This is a genomic window from Bacillus cereus group sp. MYBK222-1 (genome assembly GCF_051916425.1).
Taxonomy (GTDB): Bacteria; Bacillota; Bacilli; order Bacillales; family Bacillaceae_G; genus Bacillus_A; species Bacillus_A paranthracis.
Genome location: NZ_JBQAGP010000007.1, coordinates 12,317 through 34,324 on the forward strand (window position 1 = coordinate 12,317; position 22,008 = coordinate 34,324).

Genomic DNA, 22,008 nt, shown 5'->3' on the forward strand with positions numbered 1-22,008 from the left:
TAAAGTTAAAATGAAACGAGCTGCAAATGATAAGGCTTTTCTTATCAGCGAAGCCCTATACAGTAACACATTATTCTTTATAGTATATTCACCTGTATAAAAAACGTTTTCATACATTCTATTTTTGTAATTTTATTTCAGCAATTGCTTTATATTTCGGTGTCTCCTTTACGTGAGATTCGTATAAAGTAATCGTATCCGCTTGAAATGATATTTCAGGCACTTCCTTTATATGTTCTAAATTAAACTTTTCTTCTCCTACCCATTTACGTGCAACAGTAATATGCGGATGATATGGGCGCGTTTCTAAAGAAAATCCATTCTCTTCACACATAACGTGTACTCGCTTTTGCAATTGAAACAAATCTTGATTTCCTCTTACCTTTGCCCAAAAAATACGCGGCCTGTCTTCCATACCAAACGTTGAAAATCCTTGTAATGTGAACGATAGTTCTTTCATTTTTATAAGTGTTTGTAATCCATTCTTTATTCCTTCTAATTGTTCCTCTGTCGCACTACCTAAAAACGAAAGGGTAACATGATAGTCTTCTTTATGTACCCATGAACGAAATGGTAATTCCTCTTGCATTTCCTCTTTATAGTTAGACAGCACTTCTTTTATATGATTTGGTAACGTAATCGCGACAAAATAATGCAGTTCCATGTACATCTTCTCCTTCTTTCTATTGTTGCTTTTCTTTCTTATCTCATTCCATTAAAAAGAATCCAACTTCCCTACAAGTCTAACCAAGTTCAGGTCGCGTTAATAGATGAAATGATATCGACATTTCGACAAGGAACATCTGCTTACCAACAAACGACACGTAATAGAAAACCGTCCCAAAGAATGTATCGGGACGGTCTTTTATTATTTATATATCCATTACTTCGCCAATTCATAAATTGCTTGCGCGTAAATTGCTGTTGCTTTTAATAAGTCTTCAATTTCAATATACTCATCTTTTTGATGCGCAAGTTCTTCTTTTCCAGGGAACAATGGGCCAAATGCAACACCAGCTTTTAACGAACGAGCGTAAGTACCACCGCCAATTGCTAATAGTTCTGCTTTTTCACCTGTTTGTTCTTCATATACGCGCTGCAACGTACGAATTAATACGTGGTCTTTATCAACGTGATGCGGACGAGAGTTTGAATAATCAGCTACTTCAAATCCATGAGTACCCACATATTCTTTTAACTTTGCAATCATTTCTTCAAAGTTAGTCGTAACTGGATAACGTACGTTTAATCCTAAATTGCCACCATTCTCTTTCGTATAAGAAAGGCGACCAACATTCACTGTTAACGGACCACTAACCTCATCTTTATAAGCGATAGTAGCCTTTTCACCATAAATATCACCAATAAATGTTGCTGCTACAAATGTCGCAAACGAAGCCCCTTTTCCATCAAGAGCAACTTTCGTTAAGAAGTTTGCCAGTAATAAACCTGCATTTTCTCCTTTTTCAGGAGTAGATCCGTGAGCTGAAACCCCTTTAATTTGCAACGTTACTGTATTACCTTCTACAATTGCTTCACCTATTTTTTTAGCAGTTTGTAAATACTCTTCATATGCTACTGTAAGTGCACTTACATCCTCTCCTGTAACAACCGCTTCTGCAAAATCAGGAACCATATTTAAACGGCGACCTGACTCAAATGAAACAAGTTCATATGTACCTTTCTTCTCTTCACTACCATTTTGCACAACTTGTATATCAGAAATTCCTTTTTCTGCATTAATAATTGGAAAGTCCGCGTCTGGCGCAAAACCGATTGTTGGCATTTCTTCGTTTTTAAAGTAGTGATCTACACATTTCCAATTGCTTTCCTCATCTGTTCCTAAAATCATACGAACACGTTTTGAAAGAGGTAAACCTAATTCTTTCACAATTTTCATCGCATAGTAAGCTGCCATCGTTGGGCCTTTATCGTCAATTGCACCACGTGCAAAAATCTTTCCATCGCGAATATCTGCACTATATGCAGGAGTCGTCCAGCCATCTCCTTCTGGTACAACGTCAACGTGACAAAGAATACCTACTAATTCTTCTCCTTGTCCCATTTCAAGATGACCTGCATACCCTTCTAAATTTTTAGAAGTAAAGCCTTCCGTTTCTCCTTTATGTAACATGAAAGATAAAGCTTTTTCTACACCTTCACCGAATGGTGCGCCCTCTTTCGCCGATTCTTCTTCCCATACACTTTTAATTTGTAAAAATTGTTGTGTATCACGAATTAAATCATCTTTTCGTTTTACAACTTCTTCTGTCCAATTAATTGCTGACATCACGCATCCATCCTTCACTATATTGTTTCTTTCATCATAACAAACCAAAATCTCTTATGCCATATACGAAAACCAAATACCGAACAATTGTAATATTTCAGATATTTCTTATTAGTTTTTCTTTTATTTTCTCAAAAAAATTTGCAGGAATTTGGCGTTTTACGTAGAATTTTATGTGTTAGTTGACTGACCATATATACAATGTCAACTACCAATATTTTTCTATATGAATATTTGTTAAATTTCTGTAAAATTTAAGTAGATTAAAGCATGAATTTTATCATGTAGAGTACAATGGTAGTAACGACCTTCTTTCCTGAATGGGGTCAAAAAAACTAGTAGAGGAGTGGTTTTCTCTTGAAACCTACAACTACTCGTATGCTAACACGCATTAAATCAATTTATATGTACATCAATGAAAACGGAACGGTAACGACGAAAGACCTTGTAGATGAGTTCGGGATCACACCGCGAACGATACAACGTGATCTAAATGTGTTGCAGTTTAATGAACTCGTGTATAGCCCTTGCCGCGGTAAGTGGACAACAACAGGAAAGAAAGTGAGAATGACCTCATAACGAAAAATAATTGTATGTAAATAAATACATACCCCTTTCTAACTCATTAGAAAGGGGTCTTTTCTGCACCTAAAAATAGCACTATTTCTCAGTATCTACTTGATATGTTTTTAACATCTCTACTTCTTCATCTGTTAGCTCTCGGTATTGTCCAAGTTCTAGCTCTTCATCTAACACTAACGGCCCCATCTCTGTTCTCTTTAAGTAGACTACTTTTTTCCCTACCGCTTCAAACATACGCTTCACTTGATGGAACTTTCCTTCTGTAATGACAAGCTCGATTTCAGAAATATCATCGCTTTTTAATATTGTAAGTGCACCTGGCTTTGTTTCATAGCCATCATCTAAAATAACACCTTTAGCAAACTCTTTTACATCCTCTTCCGTTACTACTCCTGCAACGTGTGCATAATATTTTTTCGGCACATGCTTTTTCGGAGATAACAATTGATGTGATAACTTCCCGTCATTTGTTATTAATAAGAAACCTTCTGTATCAATATCAAGTCTTCCCACTGGGAACGGATTAAAAATCGCATCTTCTAACTCTAATAAATCTATTACCGTTTCATGATTATCATCTTCTGTAGCTGAAATAACGCCTTGTGGTTTATGCATCATTAAGTAGACAAACTCTTTATATTCCACGACTTCACCGTGAATCATAACTTCTTGTTCTTCTACATTTACATGAACCTTTGCATCTTTCACCGGTATTCCATCAATTTTCACAACGCCGTCTTTCAATAATTTCTTTACTTCTTTTCTACTTCCATATCCCATATTTGCTAATAATTTATCTAATCTCACGTTTTTCACCTTCTTTATTTATCATAGAAAAGGGGACGTAATTACGCCCCTTTTGATTTCAACTTTATTTTAAATCTATTGCCAAGTTTACGCTGGATTTTCTCTAACGCTTCTCCGCCGAATACTCTTTCAAGTACTCCTGTGCGAATTGCTAACAATCCGTAAACGAGACCGCCAAGACCTGCACAAATCGCAACTGTAATAAGAGCGCCAACTCGGCCATCCGGCGAAATCATGAAGGATAGAATCCATTGTGATAGTTTTACGACCACAACCATTACAAATGTTAATACTGCAATTTGGAACGTTCTCTTATATACAACACCGAATGAATAGTGTGCGTATTTTTTAATTTGTTGATTTGTGTACCAAACAGAAGCTAAGAAACCAACAGCTGTTGCTAGAATCGCCCCTACTGTACCGAAATAACGAATAAAGATTACGTTACATACAAATTTCAAAATAACACCCATTATAAGTGCGATAATCGCATGCTTTTGTTGGTTAATACCTTGCAAAATTGCCGCTGTTACTGTAAATAAAGCAAATAACAACGCAACCGGTGCATACCACATTAATACTTGTCCACCTAATGGATCTGAATCGTAAAATGCAGTATAAATCGGATAGGCAAGTGATGAAATACCGACAACTGCTGGCAATGTTAAGAACATATTTGCCTGGAATGTTTGTGTAATTTGTAACTTTAAATAACGGTATTGCTTTTCAGTAAATGATTTTGTAATCGCTGGTACGAGCGTTAAACTAAACGCTGTCGCAAGTGATACAGGAATCATAATTAATTTATGCGTCCACATTGTGAAAATACCGAGCGCTCGCTCTGCAATATCACCTTGGCCAATCGCTTGCATAATTGAGTTAAATGTCAATGTATCAATTTGTTGATATAAAGGAATTGTTAACCCAATTACAACGTAAGGAATCGCATATGCAAATAATTCTTTAAATAATTGAACAGTACTCACTGTCGATTCTGGTACAGTTTGTTCAATTAAATATTGATCCAAATGTTTTTTACGTTTTAGCCAGTACCAAATGAGTACACCGAGCGCTCCAACTGCTGAAACGAATGCAGCAAATGTCGCTACCCCAACTGCTGTTGCAACTGTACCACCAAGTACTTTAATAACGATAAAACTACCCGCTAATAAAAAGACGATACGAATAATTTGTTCAATAATTTGCGAAACAGTAGTTGGTCCCATCGATTGGTGACCTTGGAAATAACCACGAATTAAACTCGCTGCCGGCACAACAATAAGCGCAAAACTTACAAGACGAATAATCGTCGTAACTTCTCCTATATTACTGTGTACACTTTGTTTACCAAGCATTGCTTCTGCAAACAACGGCGCCGTCATGTACAGTACTAGGAATGAAAGAACTCCTGTTACTATCATCATAACCATTCCCGAGCGGAACATTCTCCGGCTCGTTTTATAATCGCCAAGCGCATTATATTTGGAAACGAATTTTGAAACAGCAAGCGGCACCCCTGCCGTTGCAATACTTAAAAAGATCGTATATGGAATGTATCCATATGTATAGAGCGTTCCGCCTTCTGTCCCTACTAATGCATGAAACGGAAAGACGTAAATCATGCCTAAGAACTTCACTAAAAATGTCCCTAACGTAACGATAAGCGTTCCGCGCAGAAATTTCGAATCGGACATACAAAAATCCTCCTACATCTACATAAAGTGAAACTTTAATCAGTGGGGTGTTCTTCCCCACTGATTATTAGTTGAACCAATCGGGCATTTAGGGGCAGTTAATCTCCCACCTACTTCTTTGACCTAAGCAAACTTTAAGGTGGGAGTCTTACTGCCCGTTAATGCGGGGTAAAGTGAAACTATAATAAATTGAACTATTCGAGCATTCGAGAACTATTAGACTTCCCCTAACTCATAAGGTTTTAGTCCTATGGCCCACAAATAGCAGGATAGTGCTGAACTCTAACTTTTGTATTGTACCACAATTCTCTCCTTAAGCAGTACTTCACTCTATTTTTCTTTTAAGGGAAAACATGCTATTCTTTTAGGCAGGAAATGTAGAAAATGAGGTCGATATATTATGCATTATGATGTTATTGTCATCGGCGGTGGGCCTTCTGGGCTAATGGCTGCAATCGGTGCTGCAGAAGAAGGCGCAAGCGTCTTACTTCTTGATAAAGGAAATAAACTAGGGCGTAAACTTGCGATTTCTGGTGGCGGCCGCTGTAACGTAACGAACCGTCTACCACTTGATGAGATCGTTAAACATATACCAGGAAATGGCCGCTTCTTATACAGCGCTTTTTCTATTTTTAATAATGAAGATATTATTACATTCTTCGAAAATCTCGGTGTAAAACTGAAAGAAGAGGATCATGGCCGCATGTTCCCTGTTTCAAATAAAGCCCAATCGGTAGTAGACGCACTTTTAACACGATTAAAAGATTTAGGTGTAAAGATCCGCACGAATACACCTGTTGAAACGATTGAATATGAAAATGGTCAAACGAAAGCAGTCGTACTAAAGACTGGCGAAGTGCTAGAAACAAATCACGTCGTTATCGCTGTTGGCGGAAAATCTGTTCCTCAAACTGGTTCTACTGGAGACGGATATGCTTGGGCAGAAAAAGCTGGTCATACAATTACAGAATTATTCCCAACAGAAGTACCAATCCTTTCAAACGAACCATTTATTCGAGACCGTTCACTACAAGGCCTCGCTTTACGAGATGTAAACTTAAGTGTATTAAACCCGAAAGGAAAAGCTATCATTTCTCACAAAATGGACATGCTCTTCACTCATTTCGGCCTATCTGGTCCTGCTGCCCTTCGCTGTAGTCAATTCGTTGTAAAAGCACTGAAAAAGTTCAAAACGAATACAGTGCAAATGAGCATCGATGCATTGCCAGAAGAAAATAGTGAACAACTATTCCAGCGCATGCTGAAACAAATGAAGGAAGATCCGAAAAAAGGAATTAAAAACGTGTTAAAAGGTTATGTTCCTGAACGTTACTTCCTATTCTTATTAGAAAAAAATGAAATTGATGGCAGCGAGCAAGCTGGACAAGTTTCTCACGAGAAGATTCGTGCACTTGTGAAAGACTTTAAAGAATTTACTGTAAATGTAAATGGTACGCAGTCAATTGAAAAAGCATTCGTTACTGGCGGCGGTGTATCCGTTAAAGAAATTAACCCGAAAGAAATGTCTTCTAAATTTACAAATGGCTTATATTTCTGCGGGGAAGTTCTTGATATTCACGGTTACACTGGTGGCTATAACATTACATCTGCTCTCGTTACTGGTAGAATTGCCGGAACGACAGCTGGAGAAAACGCGAAAATGCAATATTAAACTGAGAAACAGGGATTCCTGTTTCTTTTTTATAGGTACATGAAATTATATCGGCGATTCTGTAAATATATCAGCGATTCTGCTACTTATATCGGCGATTTTCCAAATATATCAGCGATTCTGCTACTTATATCGGCGATTTTCCAAATATATCAGCGATTCTGCTACTTATATCGGCGATTTTTCAAATATATCGACTTACCGACAAAAAACGACAAATATCCCCTCCCCTTAACTTTCCATTGCTTTTTTGTTGCTTTATTTACCTTAGTACCTTTATATTTTATATTGTTGAATATTTGAAAAAGGGTAAGGGGAAAACATATGAGAAAAAAAGTCATGATGTCTTTAATGCTAATGACGTTTCTTTCTGCTGTAGAAGGAACGATTGTTAGTACAGCGATCCCTCGTATAACGAGTGATTTATCCGGCGTTGAACTTGTTAGCTGGGTTTACGCAATTTACATGCTTGCCACAGCGGTTTCAACTCCAATATACGGAAAGCTAGCTGATTTATTTGGCCGTAAAAAAGTTTTACTTATTGGAGCTACAATCTTTTTAGTCGGTTCTGCACTTTGCGGTGTCGTTACATCGATGGAACAACTTATCGTCTTTCGTGCCCTTCAAGGTTTAGGTGCTGGTGCTGTCATGCCAATTACTATGACAATCATTGGTGACTTATATGACGAAGCGAAAGACCGCGCAAAAGCACAAGGATGGATAAGTGCTGTTTGGGGTGTCTCAGGTGTTATCGGACCATTAGTCGGCGGATTTTTAGTTGATTCTCTTTCTTGGCGTTATATTTTCTTCTTAAACGTTCCATTTGGAATTATCGCTTGCTTAATGATTGCCATTTACTACAAAGAATCTATTAAGCCTGCTAAGCACCATATCGACTATCTTGGTGCAACAGTATTCTCACTAAGTACGATTGCTCTACTATACGCATTATTAACAGGTAGCAGTAAGCAAAACTGGGGAGATATAACAATTATCGGCCTATTAATCTTCGCCGTCGTTTCATTCATTATTTTCTTATTCATCGAGAAAAAATCTCCGGAACCATTAATTCCGCTAGCACTTTTCTCTAACCGTACATTATCTACGATTAATATATTAACGCTTATCGCTGGCGCAATGATTATTAGTATTACAATGTACCTTCCAATTTGGAGCCAAGGTGTATTAGGAAAAAATGCAACAGAAGCCGGACTTATTTTAATGCCAATCCCTGTTATGTGGACATTTGGAGCTATTTTCTCTGGTAACTTAGTAGGAAAATTAAAAACGAAACAAATCATTTTACTTGGGGCTAGCATTTTATCAGTCGCTACGTTCTTATTATTTACATTATCAACACATTCACCATCGTTCCTTATTTATGTGGCAGTCGGATTATTCGGCTTAGGAATGGGGCTTGTGACACCGATTTACATGGTAACAATTCAAGCAGCCGTACCAGCTCAAACACGCGGGACAGCAGTAGGTTTAAACACATTTATCAATACATTTAGCCAAACATTAGGTGCGGCAGTATTTGGCACAATCTTCAATACGATGATTCACGCACGTGGTATTAAAAACCTTGATCTTGTATCTGGCGGACATGGAGGTACTACAACAAACGTAGTAACCGAATCGCAATCCGCATTAGCATCAAGTGTACACGTCATTTATATGAGTACTTTTGTATTGGCAGTATGTACATTAATTATCGCTTGGCTTTTATTAAAGCCCGCTACACAAACGAGTGAGCAATAAGAAAGAGGATGACCAAAATATGGTCATCCTCTTTTACTCTTCATTCTCCACAATATGTTTCAGCATGGACAATTTATTATCCCAAAAACGTTCATAATACGAGAGCCACTGTTGTAATTCCTCTAATGGTTCTGGATGCAAGCGATATATTTTCTCTCTTCCGCTTTTTCTTCCACTTACTAAATTCGCTTCTGAAAGAATATGAAGGTGCTTTACAACCGCAGTACGACTCATCGGAAAATGATCCGTTATTTTGGAAATCGGTAACTCTTTATCACTTAATAACCGTATTACTTCTCGGCGGGTTGGATCAGCAATTGCTTGAAACACATCATATTTCGCTGCTGATGAGGACACTTAGCCTTCGACAACCTTTTTCAGTTTTTCATTTACAATCGCTACCCAGCCTCCGCTCATTCTGTCGCGAATAATAGAGCTCTTCGCATTCGCTTTCGGAAGAATTTCATCAGGGTGTTTCCAGCCGCCGTGAATTAACGTAAATTCTGTTTTATTATCTCCTAGGTCTTTCAGATGAAATGAAACAACCCAGCCATCTGTATCCCATGAAAAAGATAGATGATTTGGCTCATCGATTTCTAATACTTTACATGGTGATGGTCCAAATGGTGATTGTATATGAAATTCATGTCCTACCTCTAATACGAAATCATTTGGCATAAACCATGAGGCAATCCCTTCTGCAGTTGATACTACATTCCACACCTTTTGAATAGACGCGTTAAAAACGATCGTTTGTTTAATGTCAGTTAATGTATTTTGTTGTTCCATTTCCATTCTCCTTTATTCGGCAATCAAATATAACACCTTTTGGTTACACTTCGATAATATAACACCTTTTAGTTTCATGTCAACGCTAACTCTTTTTTACTGTTGAGAAATTCTCAACATTTTTTCAACAGGACAAACACCCTCCGAACATTTCCTCATAATATACTCACAAAGGCAACAAAAAATAAAAACTTCTCTCAACATGAAACTCCATCATTCATCTTGGAAGAAGCGCCTTACGTATATCATGCGTATTTCGTCTCTCCTCCTTCCCTCAGGGACACTACGCGAGATATGAAAAATCAGAAGGAATATGCCCACCATTTGAGTAGGTAGTTATTTCTCTTCTCCTCAACATTTCCTTAGGAGCGAAATGACTACCGACTCACTTTTTTCAAACAAAAATAAAAAGGGGTTGAACGCTATGTTCTATTGCATTAACTGCTCTGATATTCACCATGAAAAACATCCGAATGATAAAGTATTCAAAAACGGTTTTTATATTGATCCATTTTTAGGTGATCGTTATCACCTTGGTATGTGTAAAGATGCCCAAAATCATGAGACAGGGGAGCCTCTTTTAACGACAAAGAAATTAGGCGCAACCCAATCTATTATGAACGTATTACCGACACATGTTGTCCCAACATAAAGCATAAAAAAGAGCTGGCTCATCCAGCTCTTTTTTATGCTTTATAAACGATCATTGCTGAAAAACAATAAATTTGGTTTTCGTCATCGTTAATAGAAACACCGACTTGGTACTTAATGTCTACAAAGTTACTATCATCAATCTTTTTCAAAAAAACATTTACAGCGTCTTCTAAGTCTTTTTCGTGACTTTCATCAAACACTTTTACACGAATCATGTTAACACCATCCTAGATCGCAGCCCTCCGCCGCTTGATTATTGCCACGGTGCGTATCTATGATGCGATAAAACTTTCCGTCTTCATATATATATCCGTCTTCTAACACATATTGTTTACCTTCAGTATAGACATAAAACTTACCTATCATAAATTTACTCGTATACAATTCCAAATAATCTGGTCTAAATTTAGCTACCACTTTATTTGTAATATCAATTTTTATTGTGCGCCCCACCTTCTCTCCCTCCTTTGCAAAGAACGGATTTAGGTATATTGTATTAGCGATTTTACATTTTATGCTTAAAAATAAGTGGATATGCCTCCTTTCTCCACCTGTACTATTTTTCTAAAAAAATCATCCATAAATAAAAGCAAAAAAAATATATATAAAAAGAGCTTTTACTTATTGACTCAAATATAATTATTATGGTATTATATAAAATTTGACATTTACATTTACTTATGCTATCATTAAAGATGGTTACCACATATGGAGGTGGATGATTTGTTTCAAATTGGTGATAAAATCGTTTATCCAATGAACGGCGCAGGAGTCATCGAAGCCATTGAAGAGAAAGAAATATTAGGAACAATACGTCAATATTGTGTAATACGTATCATTAGTAAGGATATGCAAGTAATGCTTCCGATGGATCAATTACAAAAATCAGGTATTCGTTATATCGTAGATAAAGGTACGTTAGATGATATACTTCTTGAATTTCAAAACGGGGAATCAGATACATCACTTTCCTGGAAACAAAGATATACAATGAATATGGAAAAAATGAAAAACGGCAATCTGCAAGATAGTGCAGAAGTTGTTCGGGATTTACTTCGCCGCAATAAAGAGAGAGCTTTAAATGCGAGCGAAAAACAAATGCTAGATAATGCCCGAAAAATGATGATTAGTGAAGTTGCACTCGTACAAAATGTTTCTGAACATCAAGCAACAGAATATCTTCAAGATACAATTAATCACTAAATTTAAAATAGCTGGCCGCTATTTTTTTTTTGTAAAAAAGGACGAAGAGTTTTATCTCTTCGTCCTTTTCTATTACCCACGCCCAGCTTGAAACGATGGATATAACGTCATTCCACCATCTGCAAATAGCGTAATACCCGTTACATAACTCGCCTCTGAAGAAGCGAGCCAAGTTGCTACTGCTGCAATTTCTTCTGGTTTTCCGATGTAGCCCATCGGTATCATACTTTCTACGTCAGCACGTTTTTTAGGATCAGCAAACTTCTCTGCATTGATCGGCGTATTAATTGCACCTGGCCCTATATTATTTACTCGAATACCTTTTGGTGCATATTCTAACGCTAACGTTTCTGTCATCAGTTTAATACCACCCTTACTTGCTGCATAGTGCACAAATAATGGCCACGGAATTTTCTCATGAACACTCGACATGTTAATGACAGATCCTTTAATATCATGTTCTACAAAATATTTAATCGCTTCACGGCTTCCTAAAAAAGCACCTGTTAAATTTGTGTTAATTACCCTATTCCAATCTTCAAGCGGCATTTCATGCGATGGTACCGCATTTTCTATCCCTGCATTGTTAATCATAACGTCAAGCGTACCAAACTCTTTCACAGCAGATTGAATGAGATTCGCCACATCTGATTCGACCGTCACATCACCTTTTACAGCAATCGCTTCTCCGCCTACCTTTTTAATTTCTTCTAACACATCATTCGCTTCTGACTCCCGTGAGCGATAATTAATCACTACCTTTGCTTTCTCCTCAGCAAACCTTACCCCCATTGCTCTTCCAAGACCACTTGCTGATCCTGTAATAACGACAACCTTTCCTTCTAAATCACTATACATTTCCATACCTCCTTTAACTTTTTGCTATACCTAACATAATTCCGGCTGCAATAATAAAAATGATACCGACAACAATCCCTGTTAATTGGCGTTTCGTTTTTCTTTCACCTAATATAAGAATCCCGCCAAGCGTCGAAATAATAATTCCCATTTGCGATAGCGAGAAACTTGTTGCCACTCCAACACGCGGCTGTGAAATGAATAAAAACATATTTCCAGCTGCCCAAATTAATCCTGGAATAATATTTCGTATTGCATATTTATTAAATGGATGATGTTTAAAAGTAAGCAAAATCCCCCCTAACACCATACCAACTGCTTGTGGCAACAAAGCTGACCAACCATCTACTTTAAATAGTCTAATCACTACTACATAAACTAAATAGCCGACTGTTGAAATCAATAAAATGATAATGCCTTTTTTAAAATTCCCCGCTTGCTCTGCACTCTTTTCTTCTTCACTTTGAAGCGATGTTAAAATAACACCGATAATAATACAAACGAGGGCCAAAACACCAAGGACGACTGATATTGTTGTGGACCACTCATGAAATACGATGACTCCAAATAAAGTTGTCGCAACTAATTGAAGTCCTGTTGAAATCGGCATCGTCCTTGAAACGCCCATTAAATCAATACTTTTTAATTGATTCGCCTGACCGAGCGCCCAAAATAAACCTGACACAATACCAACTCCGATAACAGTAGGAGTCAATACTGGTTTCATAAAAATATAAACAACAATCGAGAAAATAAGCGCGCCAAACGTTGTACCGAGCGTTTGACTATAAGGCCCCCCGCCCAGTTTTACGTTAAATAGCACAATACTTCCCCAAAATATAGCTGGTAAAATCGCTAAAAATATATCCATCGCTCATTACCTTTCTTTACTAAATGTCATAGGTTATCACTCTGAATCAGTAGAGTGAGCTTTTATTTTTTCTTTTTCCCTTTCACAAATCTTTTCTACAATAGCACCAGAAACATTCTTTTCTCGCTCCACTTTCTTTATCCTTACGTGATCTAAATAATCTTCCAAAGTAAGCGTAACTTTATCATTCGGCGGGTTATGTGCTCCTTGAAATGTAAGAAATTGTAGCGTCACTTCATATCTAGGAACGAACTCACCATTCTTGCCGAGACGCTTTATATTGATAACTGAAGCACATTCATATTGATCTTCTGTCACTTGTCTTATCACAGAATAATATCGATTTAATAATGCACTTTCTAAAAGTTGTTCATTCGATTCTTTTGCCAAAGAATAACTTGGCAATAAAGAAAAGATAGAACATATCATTGTTAGCATTACACATATTTTTTTCATAACGCCCTCCTTGTTCTATACGTTAGTGTTCTCAAAACCGCCATAAAAAAACGACTTTCCCTACATAGGAAAGTCGTTTTAATGAATCCAATATTAACCACCGCTCACTGGTGGGATTAGTGCAACAACATCACCAGATTGAATCGTATCATCTTCATTTGCATATTCTTCATTAATCGCAACCATAATTGGTTCTGTGACTGGTACATTATATTCTTTTGCAATAACATCTTTTAACTCTGCAACCGTAATACTTTCTTTCTCTATTTGTAATTCACTTCTTCCTGCTTCTTCTTGTAAGTTCGCAAATAACAATACTCGAATCATACTTATAGCTCCTTCCCAGGCTCTCCCGCCGGATATGGCGTTTTTTCTAATTGATCGCCAATCCAAGAGTCTCCATCTTCCCAAAACTCTTTTTTCCAAATCGGAACAATTTGTTTTATGCGTTCCATAATGTATTCATTTGCTTCATAAGCCGCTTTACGATGCGGCGTTGAAACAGCCACAACAACCGCGATATCAGAAATTTGCAGTGTACCGATGCGATGTGTAATCGCAACGTGTGTATCTGGCCATTTCTCTTTCACTTCTGATCCGATTTTCTCTAGCATCTTTTCTGCCATCGTTTTATAAGCGACATATTCTAAGTATAATGTACGACGCCCTTTCGTAAACTCTCTAACCGTTCCAATAAATGTTGTAACAGCACCACATTCGCGGCGAATAACCTTATTCGCTACTTCTTCAATTGAAATTTCTGTATCAATTACTTCATAATACGTATGTGTCATTTCGCACTCCTTACCGTTTGTAAAAACCAGTCTATGTACAATTTTTCTTCTGTTATATGAAATACTTTATATTCTTCTCGTAAGTTTGCAGGAGCATCATACCACGTAATAACTGCTACTATATTTTCTACTTTATGTAAAAGTTCAACGTCTTCCTCAGAACGAAGTAACACCACTTTCGGATAGCTCTCTTTTTTATAGCCCTCAATTAAAATTGTATCCACTTCAAAAAACTCGTATAAACGGATAATTTCTTGCAAGGACCATTCCTCTCTTAATGATGACAATGAAAGTAACCCAGCACCTTCTACACTACTTACGACAGCACCGGCCTTTCTATGCCTTTCACTATCTTTTTGCGCTACTTCTGGAAACCCTCCATGCCCGTGATGTTTAATCGTAGCAACTTTCATTTCGCTTTCAGTTAATACATGTACAATTTTCTCAACAAGTGTTGTTTTCCCGCTATTTTGATACCCTACTATTTGTAAGATTGAAGGGGCTTTGCCCATGGCCAATCACATCCCTCAGCGTGCTCTAACAATAATACAGACACTTTCATCCCTGCCTCAAAGCCTCTCGTTCCTCCAGGCAACACAATAAAAGCATTCGCATCTGCAAGTGAAGATACCGCACTCGATTTATCTAAACCGACCGGCATCGCTTGTAATGCCCCGTCCACAATTGTCACCTTTGCTCTTACAAAACGAGTAAACGGATTCGGCTTTGGAAAATCTTTTTGTAAAATAGCATCTGCTCTATATATGTGAGGTTCTTTCGCATTCAAATATGTTTTTATAACTGGATGCACAAATAGCTCAAATCCTACGTAACAAGCTGACGGATTCCCTGATAAACCGAAAAGTAACTTTCCATCAACTTCAGCTACGGTCGTTACACTTCCTGGTCTCATCGCTATTTTATTGAAGAGTACATTCGCTTGTAATCTTTCATAAATAGCTGGCAAGTAGTCATAATCTCCTACCGACACACCGCCTGTCGTAATTAAAATATCAACTTCATCCATCGCTGATTGAACAGCTGTAAAACATGCACCTAACTCGTCGGCAAGTTGGCCATAATATCGGACTTTACCTCCAGCTTTCATAATTTGAGCAGCAATCATATAAGAGTTACTATTTCTAATTTTCCCCGGTTGTAACGACTCATGTACTTCTAACAATTCACTTCCTGTCGTCACAATACCAACAACAGGCTGTTTTACAACTTTCACAGTACTATATCCAAACGTCGCTAATAAGGCCGCAACACCTGGATTAATTGCAACACCTTTCTGAACGAGAACTTGATTTTGTTTTATATCTTCCCCTTTAAATGACACATTGTCGCCACTATGAAAAGGACGCTTTAACTTCATATATGTTTTTCCGTCCTTCTCAAAACCTTCCGTCAGTTCTAGCATTACGACTGCATTACAATCTGCTGGAATAGCTGCTCCTGTCATAATACGAACCGCCTGAAAAGATCCTACTTCTTCTGTAAAAACAGATCCAGCCCCGATTTCCCCTATTACTTCAAACTCAATTGCATTCTCTTGATTTGCTTCTTTCGTATCTTCTGCTCGAATTGCGAAACCATCGTAAGGAGAACGATCAAAATGAGGAACGTCATGATCAGAGACAACATCCTCCCCAAGAATTCTCCCGTAACTTTCCGTAATAGAAACTTCTTCTACTTCACCAATTTTCGCATATTCCATTACTCTCTCTACTGCCTCAGCAACTTGAATCGGAATTCGTTTTTCTACCATCGTTTCTCACCCCATATTTGCAATTTTTTTTATCTCGATTAAACTTTATATATTAAATAGAAATTACTTCAAGGAGGAATTCCATGTCTTCATTCACACACTTTAATGACCAAGGACGCGCGAAAATGGTTGATATAAGCGACAAAAAAGCAACCGTTCGAACAGCAATGGCGCGCTCTAGCATTGTCGTTACGAAAGAAATTTACGATAAAATCTCTCATAATGAAATCGGGAAAGGTGACGTATTAGCAGTTGCACAAATCGCTGGTATTATGGCTGCGAAACGCACTTCTGATATTATCCCAATGTGTCATCCTTTATTATTAAAAGGTGTTGACGTTTCTTTCGATTGGAAACAATCTGATGAACAATATCGATTACTGATTGAAGTAAAAGTTAAAACAGAAGGTAGCACCGGTGTTGAAATGGAAGCTTTAACAGCTGCTTCCGCTACTGCCCTTACTGTGTATGATATGTGTAAAGCTGTTGATAAAGGTATGATTATTGGCGAAACGTACTTACTTGAAAAAACAGGTGGAAAAAGTGGAGATTATACGAGAAAGTCTTGATTTTCTCTCTGTTGAACCTAAAGGGTTTCTCTTTAGGTTCAACCTATGTATCTTGTATATAAACGTTTTGCTACATTTATATCATTCGTCCCATGAATAAAAGCTCTGCCATCTGTAAATAAAACAAAACGAAATTCCTCTACCAGAAACGATACTAAATACGGAGTAGCCTTTACATCCACACTTCTTTGTAAGCGCTTTTTAATTTCTTCTAAATTAAATTCATTCCGCACACCTGGACGGATTTGTACTGTATTTCGTCCACATAACACTTCTGTTTTCGTTTGTGCTTCAAATGTTAAACTCGGATATGTACGTAATCTTCCGCAAGATAAACACGTTTCTTTTTTCTGTCTATTCACTTTAAATGCCATCTGTTGATTATTCCAAAGATCAAACGATAACATCGTTTCGCGAAGCGCCCCATAGTCTTCTACTAATATTTTCAGCGCTTCCGTTATTTGATGCGCAACTACTAATTGTACTGCCGGCTGTATAATACCAGCCGTATCACATGTTGCTCCGCTTGCTGGATGCTCCATTAAACAGCGAAAACACGGTGTTTTCCCTGGTAAAATTGTATATGTTACGCCATAGCTTCCGACACAACCACCATATATCCACGGAATATTATACTTTTGTGAAATATCATTAATAAGAAGTCGCGTTTCAAAATTATCTGTCGCATCTAATATTAAATCTACACCATTCACTAGCTCTTCCATTTCTTGTACTGTTACATCAGTTACAACCGGATTTATTTCCACCTCAGAATTAATCGCTTTTAAATGCTCTGCCGCTGCTACCGCCTTCGGTTTATACTGCTTTGCGTCTCCTTCTGTATATAATTGTTGCCTTTGTAAATTACTCCACTCTACATAATCACGATCCGCAATTGTTATTTTTCCAACACCTGCTCTAACAATCGCTTCTGCATTTGCTGCACCAAGAGCTCCAGCACCAATAATAAGCACATGCTTCTCTCTAATTTTTCTCTGTCCTTCTTCTCCAACACCAGAAAATAATATTTGCCTTGAATATCGCTCCTGCATACGATAGCCTCCCTTCTTATCCCCCTATATAAGACATTTCAATTTTCGGACGATTTTTTGCACTTTCTTCTGTCCGTTCATCCGAATACCTATCTTTTCTATTCATCCATACATCTTGTATAACACGTAATAACTCATCATCTGAAAGATTCCCTCTAAGAAGTTCTCTTATGTCCAGTCCTTCTGTCGCAAATAAGCAAGTATAAAACTTTCCATCTGCTGAAATTCTCGCTCTCGTACAAGAGGAACAAAAGGACTCAGAAACAGAAGTAATAAAACCGACTTCAATATTTGTTCCAACGTAACGATATCGCTTCGCAACTTCACCAAAATAATGCGCTTCAGCTGGCTCAAGCGGATACACGCGATGAATCATCTCAATTAACTCTCGCTTCGTAACAACTTGATCAAAATTCCATCCATTTGTACTACCAACATCCATAAACTCAATGAACCTAAGCGGGATTCCTTGCTCTTTAAAATACGCAGCCATCGGAAGTACTTGATGATCATTCATCCCTTTTTTCACAACCATATTTACCTTTACATCAAGCCCAGCCTCTTTTGCAGCCATAATTCCCTTTATAACAGGTTTCGTATTAATATTCCGGCCATTAATAGCCTTAAATACATCATCATCTATTGCATCCAAACTAACATTTACTCTATGTAATCCAGCTTCTTTTAATACTTTTGCTTGCTTTGTTAAATGAATTGCATTGGTCGTTAACCCTATATCTAATAGCCCGTCAATTTTCACGAGACGTGCAATAAGTTTTGTTAAATCTTTACGAAGTAGTGGCTCGCCACCAGTAAGTCTAATTTTTCGTACACCGATGCTAACAAATAGTTTTGCTAAACGCTCAATTTCATCAAACGTCAGTAAAAACTCATCTTTTAAAAAAGCATAATCTGGCCCAAACACTTCCGCTGGCATACAATATGTACATCTAAAATTGCAACGATCAATGACAGATATGCGCAAATCTTGAAGTGGGCGTCCAAAAAAATCTGTAACCATCTCCTGCATCGCCACCCTCCCTTTCTGCCAAATTTCTTTCTTTTCATTCTATTATAATATATTTTCGAACTGCGATGTTTTTACTCATGTGAATAAAGTAAAACTTTCCTAATCAATGAGACTACATACAAATAAGGAGATAAAAAACCTTGAAGCATAAAAGCCCCAAGGTTTTCTCCTTATTAACTTAATCTAATAATCGTTAAAGTAGCTCCTGGCGTTGCCGTCGATAATGTAGCCAACGCAACTACTCCAAATAATTGTAAGCTAACAGCAGCTCCAGCAGGCAAGTTAGCAATGATTGTTGCACTAAATGAACCGGTAGCCACTGTCGGAGCATTTATCGTTCCCGCAAGTGGGCTACTATTTACAGTTATACGGGAACTCACAAGTAAACCTGCTGTTAAATTAATTGTATAGGCTATATAATAATTCCCTGCATTTGCAACTGTAAATACAGTATTCCCACCACTAACAGTTATTCCCGGTCCAATATTTTGATTGTTTGGTAACGGAATATTCGTGCCACCTAACAAAACAGAAATAACACTTCCTGATGTATTATTTGCAAAAGCGTACGTTGCAGTTGTACTAACTCCAGTCGCCCCGGTCGCTCCCGTGTCTCCTGTTGGACCGGTATTTCCGGTCGGGCCAGTACTTCCCGTTGCTCCGGTGCTTCCTGTTGGACCCGTGTTTCCTGTCGCTCCGGTGCTTCCGGTTGGGCCGGTACTCCCCGTTAGACCCGTGTTTCCTGTCGCTCCCGTACTTCCTGTTGCTCCGGTATTTCCGGTCGGGCCAGTACTTCCCGTTGTTCCGGTGCTTCCTGTTGGACCCGTATCTCCCGTTGCTCCGGTGCTTCCTGTTGGACCTGTGCTTCCCGTTGCTCCTGTATCTCCTGTTGCTCCTGTACTTCCCGTTGCTCCGGTTACTCCCGTATTTCCGGTTGGGCCGGTGCTTCCTGTTGATCCTGTGCTTCCTGTCGGGCCGGTGCTTCCCGTTGCTCCGGTATTTCCTGTTGCTCCTGTACTTCCCGTGGCTCCGGTTACTCCCGTATTTCCGGTTGGGCCCGTACTTCCCGTTACTCCTGTATTTCCGATTGGGCCTGTTACTCCCGTTGCTCCCGTACTTCCTGTTGGGCCCGTACTTCCTATTGCTCCCGTACTTCCTGTTGCTCCTGTACTTCCCGTTGCTCCTGTACTCCCTGTTGGGCCCGTACTTCCTATTGCTCCCGTACTTCCTGTTGCTCCTGTACTTCCCGTTGATCCCGTATTTCCCGTTGATCCCGTATTTCCGGTTGGGCCTGTGCTTCCCGTTGCTCCTGTATTTCCTGTTGCTCCTGCACTTCCCGTTGCTCCTGTACTTCCTGTCGGGCCGGTGCTTCCCGTTGCTCCTGTATTTCCTGTTGCTCCTGTACTTCCCGTTGCTCCTGTACTCCCTGTTGGTCCCGTACTTCCCGTGGCTCCCGTTACTCCCGTATTTCCGGTTGATCCGGTACTTCCCGTTGGACCCGTATCTCCCGTTGAACCCGTGCTTCCGGTTGGGCCGGTGCTTCCTGTTGATCCCGTACTTCCCGTTGATCCCGTACTTCCGGTCGCTCCTGTACTTCCCGTTGGTCCTGTTACTCCCGTTGAACCTGTGCTTCCGGTTGGGCCGGTGCTTCCTGTTGATCCCGTACTTCCGGTCGGGCCGGTGCTTCCTGTTGATCCCGTACTTCCGGTCGGGCCGGTGCTTCCTGTTGATCCCGTATCTCCTGTCACTCCTGTATTTCCTGTCACTCCTGTATTTCCTGTCACTCCTGTATTTCCTGTATTTCCTGTCACTCCTGTATTTCCGGTTGGGCCGGTGCTTCCCGTGGCTCCCGTTGCTCCCGTACTTCCTGTTGGGCCCGTATCTCCCGTTGCCCCGGTATTTCCTGTCGCTCCCGTACTTCCCGTTACTCCTGTATTTCCGGTTGGGCCTGTTACTCCCGTGGCTCCCGTACTTCCTGTTGGACCCGTACTTCCTATTGCTCCCGTACTTCCTGTTGCTCCTGTACTTCCTGTTGCTCCTGTACTTCCTGTTGCTCCTGTACTTCCCGTTGCTCCCGTATTTCCGGTTGGGCCGGTGCTTCCCGTTGATCCTGTATTTCCTGTTGCTCCTGCACTTCCCGTTGCTCCTGTACTTCCTGTCGGGCCGGTGCTTCCCGTTGATCCTGTATTTCCTGTTGCTCCTGTACTTCCCGTTGCTCCTGTATTTCCCGTTGCTCCCGTATTTCCGGTTGGGCCGGTTACTCCCGTTGCTCCCGTACTTCCTGTCGGGCCGGTGCTTCCTGTTGATCCCGTGCTTCCTGTTGATCCCGTACTTCCCGTTGCTCCCGTATTTCCGGTTGGGCCTGTTACTCCCGTGGCTCCTGTACTTCCGGTCGGGCCCGTATCTCCCGTTGCCCCTGTATTTCCTATCGCTCCCGTACTTCCCGTTATTCCTGTATTTCCGGTTGGGCCTGTTACTCCCGTTGAACCCGTGCTTCCGGTTGGACCTGTTACTCCCGTTGATCCCGTGCTTCCGGCTGATCCCGTACTTCCGGTCGGACCCGTATCTCCCGTTGCCCCGGTATTTCCTGTCGCTCCCGTACTTCCCGTTACTCCTGTATTTCCGGTTGGGCCTGTTACTCCCGTTACTCCCGTGCTTCCGGTTGGACCTGTGCTTCCCGTTGCTCCTGTATCTCCTGTTGCTCCTGTACTTCCCGTTGCTCCGGTTACTCCCGTATTTCCGGTTGGGCCCGTACTTCCCGTTACTCCTGTATTTCCGGTTGGGCCTGTTACTCCCGTTACTCCCGTATTTCCGGTTGGGCCTGTTACTCCCGTTGCTCCCGTACTTCCGGTTGGACCTGTTACTCCCGTTGCTCCCGTGCTTCCGGTTGCTCCGGTACTCCCCGTCGGCCCTGTCGTCCCTGTCATTCCAGTTGGCACTGGAGGAAAAGTAGGACCAACAAGATCTGGTGATAACTTAAAATTAGAATGTATCGACCTTTTTATTTTTAAATTTTCATCATTTCCTTCCACTACTCCCACCACCTTCAACAGCAAAATACAATTACAAAATATGCTTCACATAAAGTGAAACTTCAATCAGCCCTCGCCAATCGGACTTTTATAAGCAGCCCGCCCCCCACCTACCTTCTTTGC

At 39.7% G+C, this 22,008-nt stretch carries 24 protein-coding genes; 6 read left to right on the forward strand and 18 right to left on the reverse strand.

Annotated elements, in window-relative coordinates:
- Positions 1-118: 118 nt before the first annotated feature.
- On the reverse strand, positions 119-664 hold the full coding sequence (gene thpR, locus ACTFR9_RS22530; protein ID WP_109630343.1) for an RNA 2',3'-cyclic phosphodiesterase: 546 nt from the start codon (positions 662-664) through the stop codon (positions 119-121).
- A gap of 219 nt (positions 665-883) precedes the next feature.
- Complete coding sequence (pepV, locus tag ACTFR9_RS22535) at positions 884-2,290, reverse strand: dipeptidase PepV (protein WP_163072438.1); 1,407 nt, start codon at positions 2,288-2,290, stop codon at positions 884-886.
- A gap of 357 nt (positions 2,291-2,647) precedes the next feature.
- Here pepV and ACTFR9_RS22540 point away from each other — a divergent pair, with 357 nt between their 5' ends.
- Positions 2,648-2,869 carry a DeoR family transcriptional regulator gene (locus ACTFR9_RS22540; RefSeq protein WP_000805512.1) on the forward strand — a complete coding sequence of 74 codons (222 nt, stop codon included), beginning with the start codon at positions 2,648-2,650 and terminating at the stop codon, positions 2,867-2,869.
- A gap of 81 nt (positions 2,870-2,950) precedes the next feature.
- Here ACTFR9_RS22540 and ACTFR9_RS22545 read toward each other — a convergent pair whose 3' ends face one another.
- Together ACTFR9_RS22545 and ACTFR9_RS22550 are read right to left on the reverse strand one after the other, a co-directional pair.
- Positions 2,951-3,679, reverse strand: a complete 729-nt coding sequence (locus ACTFR9_RS22545) for a pseudouridine synthase (protein WP_001234931.1) — start codon at positions 3,677-3,679, stop codon at positions 2,951-2,953.
- A gap of 41 nt (positions 3,680-3,720) precedes the next feature.
- The gene (locus ACTFR9_RS22550; RefSeq protein WP_001284047.1) at positions 3,721-5,373 is read right to left on the reverse strand and encodes a putative polysaccharide biosynthesis protein; all 1,653 of its coding nucleotides are present in this window, start codon (positions 5,371-5,373) and stop codon (positions 3,721-3,723) included.
- 400 nt (positions 5,374-5,773) lie between these two features.
- Between ACTFR9_RS22550 and ACTFR9_RS22555 the strand changes: the two genes are divergently transcribed.
- Positions 5,774-7,045, forward strand: coding sequence for an NAD(P)/FAD-dependent oxidoreductase (locus ACTFR9_RS22555; protein ID WP_000558878.1), 1,272 nt, complete (start codon positions 5,774-5,776; stop codon positions 7,043-7,045).
- Positions 7,046-7,369: 324 nt separating this feature from the next.
- Entirely contained in the window at positions 7,370-8,806 is a 1,437-nt protein-coding gene (locus tag ACTFR9_RS22560; RefSeq protein ID WP_095843191.1) for an MDR family MFS transporter, read from the forward strand.
- A 33-nt stretch (positions 8,807-8,839) separates the two neighbouring features.
- On the opposite strand, the gene ACTFR9_RS22565 is transcribed toward ACTFR9_RS22560, so the two are convergent.
- Both ACTFR9_RS22565 and ACTFR9_RS22570 read right to left on the reverse strand, forming a co-directional pair.
- On the reverse strand, positions 8,840-9,163 hold the full coding sequence (locus ACTFR9_RS22565; protein WP_000098837.1) for an ArsR/SmtB family transcription factor: 324 nt from the start codon (positions 9,161-9,163) through the stop codon (positions 8,840-8,842).
- A complete protein-coding gene (locus tag ACTFR9_RS22570; RefSeq protein ID WP_000437774.1) occupies positions 9,164-9,595 on the reverse strand; it encodes an SRPBCC family protein in 432 nt (143 codons plus the stop codon).
- Between the two features lie 424 nt (positions 9,596-10,019).
- Here ACTFR9_RS22570 and ACTFR9_RS22575 point away from each other — a divergent pair, with 424 nt between their 5' ends.
- Complete coding sequence (locus ACTFR9_RS22575) at positions 10,020-10,247, forward strand: DUF3973 domain-containing protein (protein ID WP_000498984.1); 228 nt, start codon at positions 10,020-10,022, stop codon at positions 10,245-10,247.
- A gap of 34 nt (positions 10,248-10,281) precedes the next feature.
- Here ACTFR9_RS22575 and ACTFR9_RS22580 read toward each other — a convergent pair whose 3' ends face one another.
- Positions 10,282-10,464 (reverse strand): sporulation protein Cse60, encoded by a 183-nt coding sequence (locus ACTFR9_RS22580; protein WP_000621751.1) that lies wholly within the window; start codon positions 10,462-10,464, stop codon positions 10,282-10,284.
- 1 nt (position 10,465) lies between these two features.
- Positions 10,466-10,702 (reverse strand): DUF2553 family protein, encoded by a 237-nt coding sequence (locus ACTFR9_RS22585; protein WP_000533800.1) that lies wholly within the window; start codon positions 10,700-10,702, stop codon positions 10,466-10,468.
- Positions 10,703-10,957: 255 nt separating this feature from the next.
- On the opposite strand from ACTFR9_RS22585, the gene ACTFR9_RS22590 reads away from it, so the two are divergent.
- Positions 10,958-11,452, forward strand: a complete 495-nt coding sequence (locus ACTFR9_RS22590; protein ID WP_001998466.1) for a CarD family transcriptional regulator — start codon at positions 10,958-10,960, stop codon at positions 11,450-11,452.
- A 72-nt stretch (positions 11,453-11,524) separates the two neighbouring features.
- On the opposite strand, the gene ACTFR9_RS22595 is transcribed toward ACTFR9_RS22590, so the two are convergent.
- The 7 genes from ACTFR9_RS22595 to moeA form a co-directional block, all read right to left on the reverse strand.
- The gene (locus ACTFR9_RS22595) at positions 11,525-12,310 is read right to left on the reverse strand and encodes a glucose 1-dehydrogenase (protein ID WP_000286688.1); all 786 of its coding nucleotides are present in this window, start codon (positions 12,308-12,310) and stop codon (positions 11,525-11,527) included.
- 13 nt (positions 12,311-12,323) lie between these two features.
- Entirely contained in the window at positions 12,324-13,181 is an 858-nt protein-coding gene (glcU, locus tag ACTFR9_RS22600) for a glucose uptake protein GlcU (RefSeq protein WP_000350853.1), read from the reverse strand.
- A gap of 36 nt (positions 13,182-13,217) precedes the next feature.
- Positions 13,218-13,637: a DUF3888 domain-containing protein gene (locus tag ACTFR9_RS22605; protein ID WP_229136268.1), complete on the reverse strand. Its 420-nt coding sequence runs from the start codon at positions 13,635-13,637 to the stop codon at positions 13,218-13,220.
- Between the two features lie 93 nt (positions 13,638-13,730).
- Entirely contained in the window at positions 13,731-13,964 is a 234-nt protein-coding gene (gene moaD / locus ACTFR9_RS22610; RefSeq protein WP_000621789.1) for a molybdopterin converting factor subunit 1, read from the reverse strand.
- A gap of 2 nt (positions 13,965-13,966) precedes the next feature.
- The gene (moaE, locus tag ACTFR9_RS22615; RefSeq protein WP_000149942.1) at positions 13,967-14,431 is read right to left on the reverse strand and encodes a molybdopterin synthase catalytic subunit MoaE; all 465 of its coding nucleotides are present in this window, start codon (positions 14,429-14,431) and stop codon (positions 13,967-13,969) included.
- Positions 14,428-14,943: a molybdopterin-guanine dinucleotide biosynthesis protein B gene (gene mobB / locus ACTFR9_RS22620; protein ID WP_000513638.1), complete on the reverse strand. Its 516-nt coding sequence runs from the start codon at positions 14,941-14,943 to the stop codon at positions 14,428-14,430. The genes moaE and mobB overlap by 4 nt, the downstream gene beginning before the upstream one ends.
- Complete coding sequence (moeA, locus tag ACTFR9_RS22625; protein WP_229136269.1) at positions 14,913-16,202, reverse strand: molybdopterin molybdotransferase MoeA; 1,290 nt, start codon at positions 16,200-16,202, stop codon at positions 14,913-14,915. Before moeA ends, mobB begins: the two co-directional genes overlap by 31 nt.
- Positions 16,203-16,285: 83 nt before the next feature.
- On the opposite strand from moeA, the gene moaC reads away from it, so the two are divergent.
- Complete coding sequence (gene moaC, locus ACTFR9_RS22630) at positions 16,286-16,771, forward strand: cyclic pyranopterin monophosphate synthase MoaC (RefSeq protein ID WP_229136270.1); 486 nt, start codon at positions 16,286-16,288, stop codon at positions 16,769-16,771.
- A 38-nt stretch (positions 16,772-16,809) separates the two neighbouring features.
- Here the strand turns inward: moaC and ACTFR9_RS22635 are convergent, their stop codons facing one another.
- The 3 genes from ACTFR9_RS22635 to ACTFR9_RS22645 form a co-directional block, all read right to left on the reverse strand.
- A complete protein-coding gene (locus tag ACTFR9_RS22635; RefSeq protein ID WP_061536621.1) occupies positions 16,810-17,823 on the reverse strand; it encodes a molybdopterin-synthase adenylyltransferase MoeB in 1,014 nt (337 codons plus the stop codon).
- Positions 17,824-17,839: 16 nt separating this feature from the next.
- The gene (gene moaA / locus ACTFR9_RS22640; protein ID WP_103102656.1) at positions 17,840-18,853 is read right to left on the reverse strand and encodes a GTP 3',8-cyclase MoaA; all 1,014 of its coding nucleotides are present in this window, start codon (positions 18,851-18,853) and stop codon (positions 17,840-17,842) included.
- A gap of 173 nt (positions 18,854-19,026) precedes the next feature.
- Positions 19,027-21,303, reverse strand: coding sequence for a beta strand repeat-containing protein (locus ACTFR9_RS22645; protein ID WP_440049027.1), 2,277 nt, complete (start codon positions 21,301-21,303; stop codon positions 19,027-19,029).
- Positions 21,304-22,008 lie beyond the last annotated feature (705 nt).

Coding starts and splice junctions, on each gene's coding strand:
- ACTFR9_RS22580 (WP_000621751.1), bottom strand. CDS start 10,464: ATGATTCGTGTAAAAGTGTTTGATGAAAGTCACGAAAAAGACTTAGAA.
- moaA (WP_103102656.1), bottom strand. CDS start 18,853: ATGCAGGAGATGGTTACAGATTTTTTTGGACGCCCACTTCAAGATTTG.
- ACTFR9_RS22635 (WP_061536621.1), bottom strand. CDS start 17,823: ATGCAGGAGCGATATTCAAGGCAAATATTATTTTCTGGTGTTGGAGAA.
- ACTFR9_RS22570 (WP_000437774.1), bottom strand. CDS start 9,595: ATGGAACAACAAAATACATTAACTGACATTAAACAAACGATCGTTTTT.
- ACTFR9_RS22605 (WP_229136268.1), bottom strand. CDS start 13,637: ATGAAAAAAATATGTGTAATGCTAACAATGATATGTTCTATCTTTTCT.
- ACTFR9_RS22555 (WP_000558878.1), top strand. CDS start 5,774: ATGCATTATGATGTTATTGTCATCGGCGGTGGGCCTTCTGGGCTAATG.
- moaE (WP_000149942.1), bottom strand. CDS start 14,431: ATGACACATACGTATTATGAAGTAATTGATACAGAAATTTCAATTGAA.
- thpR (WP_109630343.1), bottom strand. CDS start 664: ATGGAACTGCATTATTTTGTCGCGATTACGTTACCAAATCATATAAAA.
- pepV (WP_163072438.1), bottom strand. CDS start 2,290: ATGTCAGCAATTAATTGGACAGAAGAAGTTGTAAAACGAAAAGATGAT.
- moeA (WP_229136269.1), bottom strand. CDS start 16,202: ATGGTAGAAAAACGAATTCCGATTCAAGTTGCTGAGGCAGTAGAGAGA.
- moaD (WP_000621789.1), bottom strand. CDS start 13,964: ATGATTCGAGTATTGTTATTTGCGAACTTACAAGAAGAAGCAGGAAGA.
- ACTFR9_RS22590 (WP_001998466.1), top strand. CDS start 10,958: ATGGAGGTGGATGATTTGTTTCAAATTGGTGATAAAATCGTTTATCCA.
- mobB (WP_000513638.1), bottom strand. CDS start 14,943: ATGGGCAAAGCCCCTTCAATCTTACAAATAGTAGGGTATCAAAATAGC.
- ACTFR9_RS22560 (WP_095843191.1), top strand. CDS start 7,370: ATGAGAAAAAAAGTCATGATGTCTTTAATGCTAATGACGTTTCTTTCT.
- ACTFR9_RS22550 (WP_001284047.1), bottom strand. CDS start 5,373: ATGTCCGATTCGAAATTTCTGCGCGGAACGCTTATCGTTACGTTAGGG.
- ACTFR9_RS22575 (WP_000498984.1), top strand. CDS start 10,020: ATGTTCTATTGCATTAACTGCTCTGATATTCACCATGAAAAACATCCG.
- ACTFR9_RS22595 (WP_000286688.1), bottom strand. CDS start 12,310: ATGTATAGTGATTTAGAAGGAAAGGTTGTCGTTATTACAGGATCAGCA.
- glcU (WP_000350853.1), bottom strand. CDS start 13,181: ATGGATATATTTTTAGCGATTTTACCAGCTATATTTTGGGGAAGTATT.
- moaC (WP_229136270.1), top strand. CDS start 16,286: ATGTCTTCATTCACACACTTTAATGACCAAGGACGCGCGAAAATGGTT.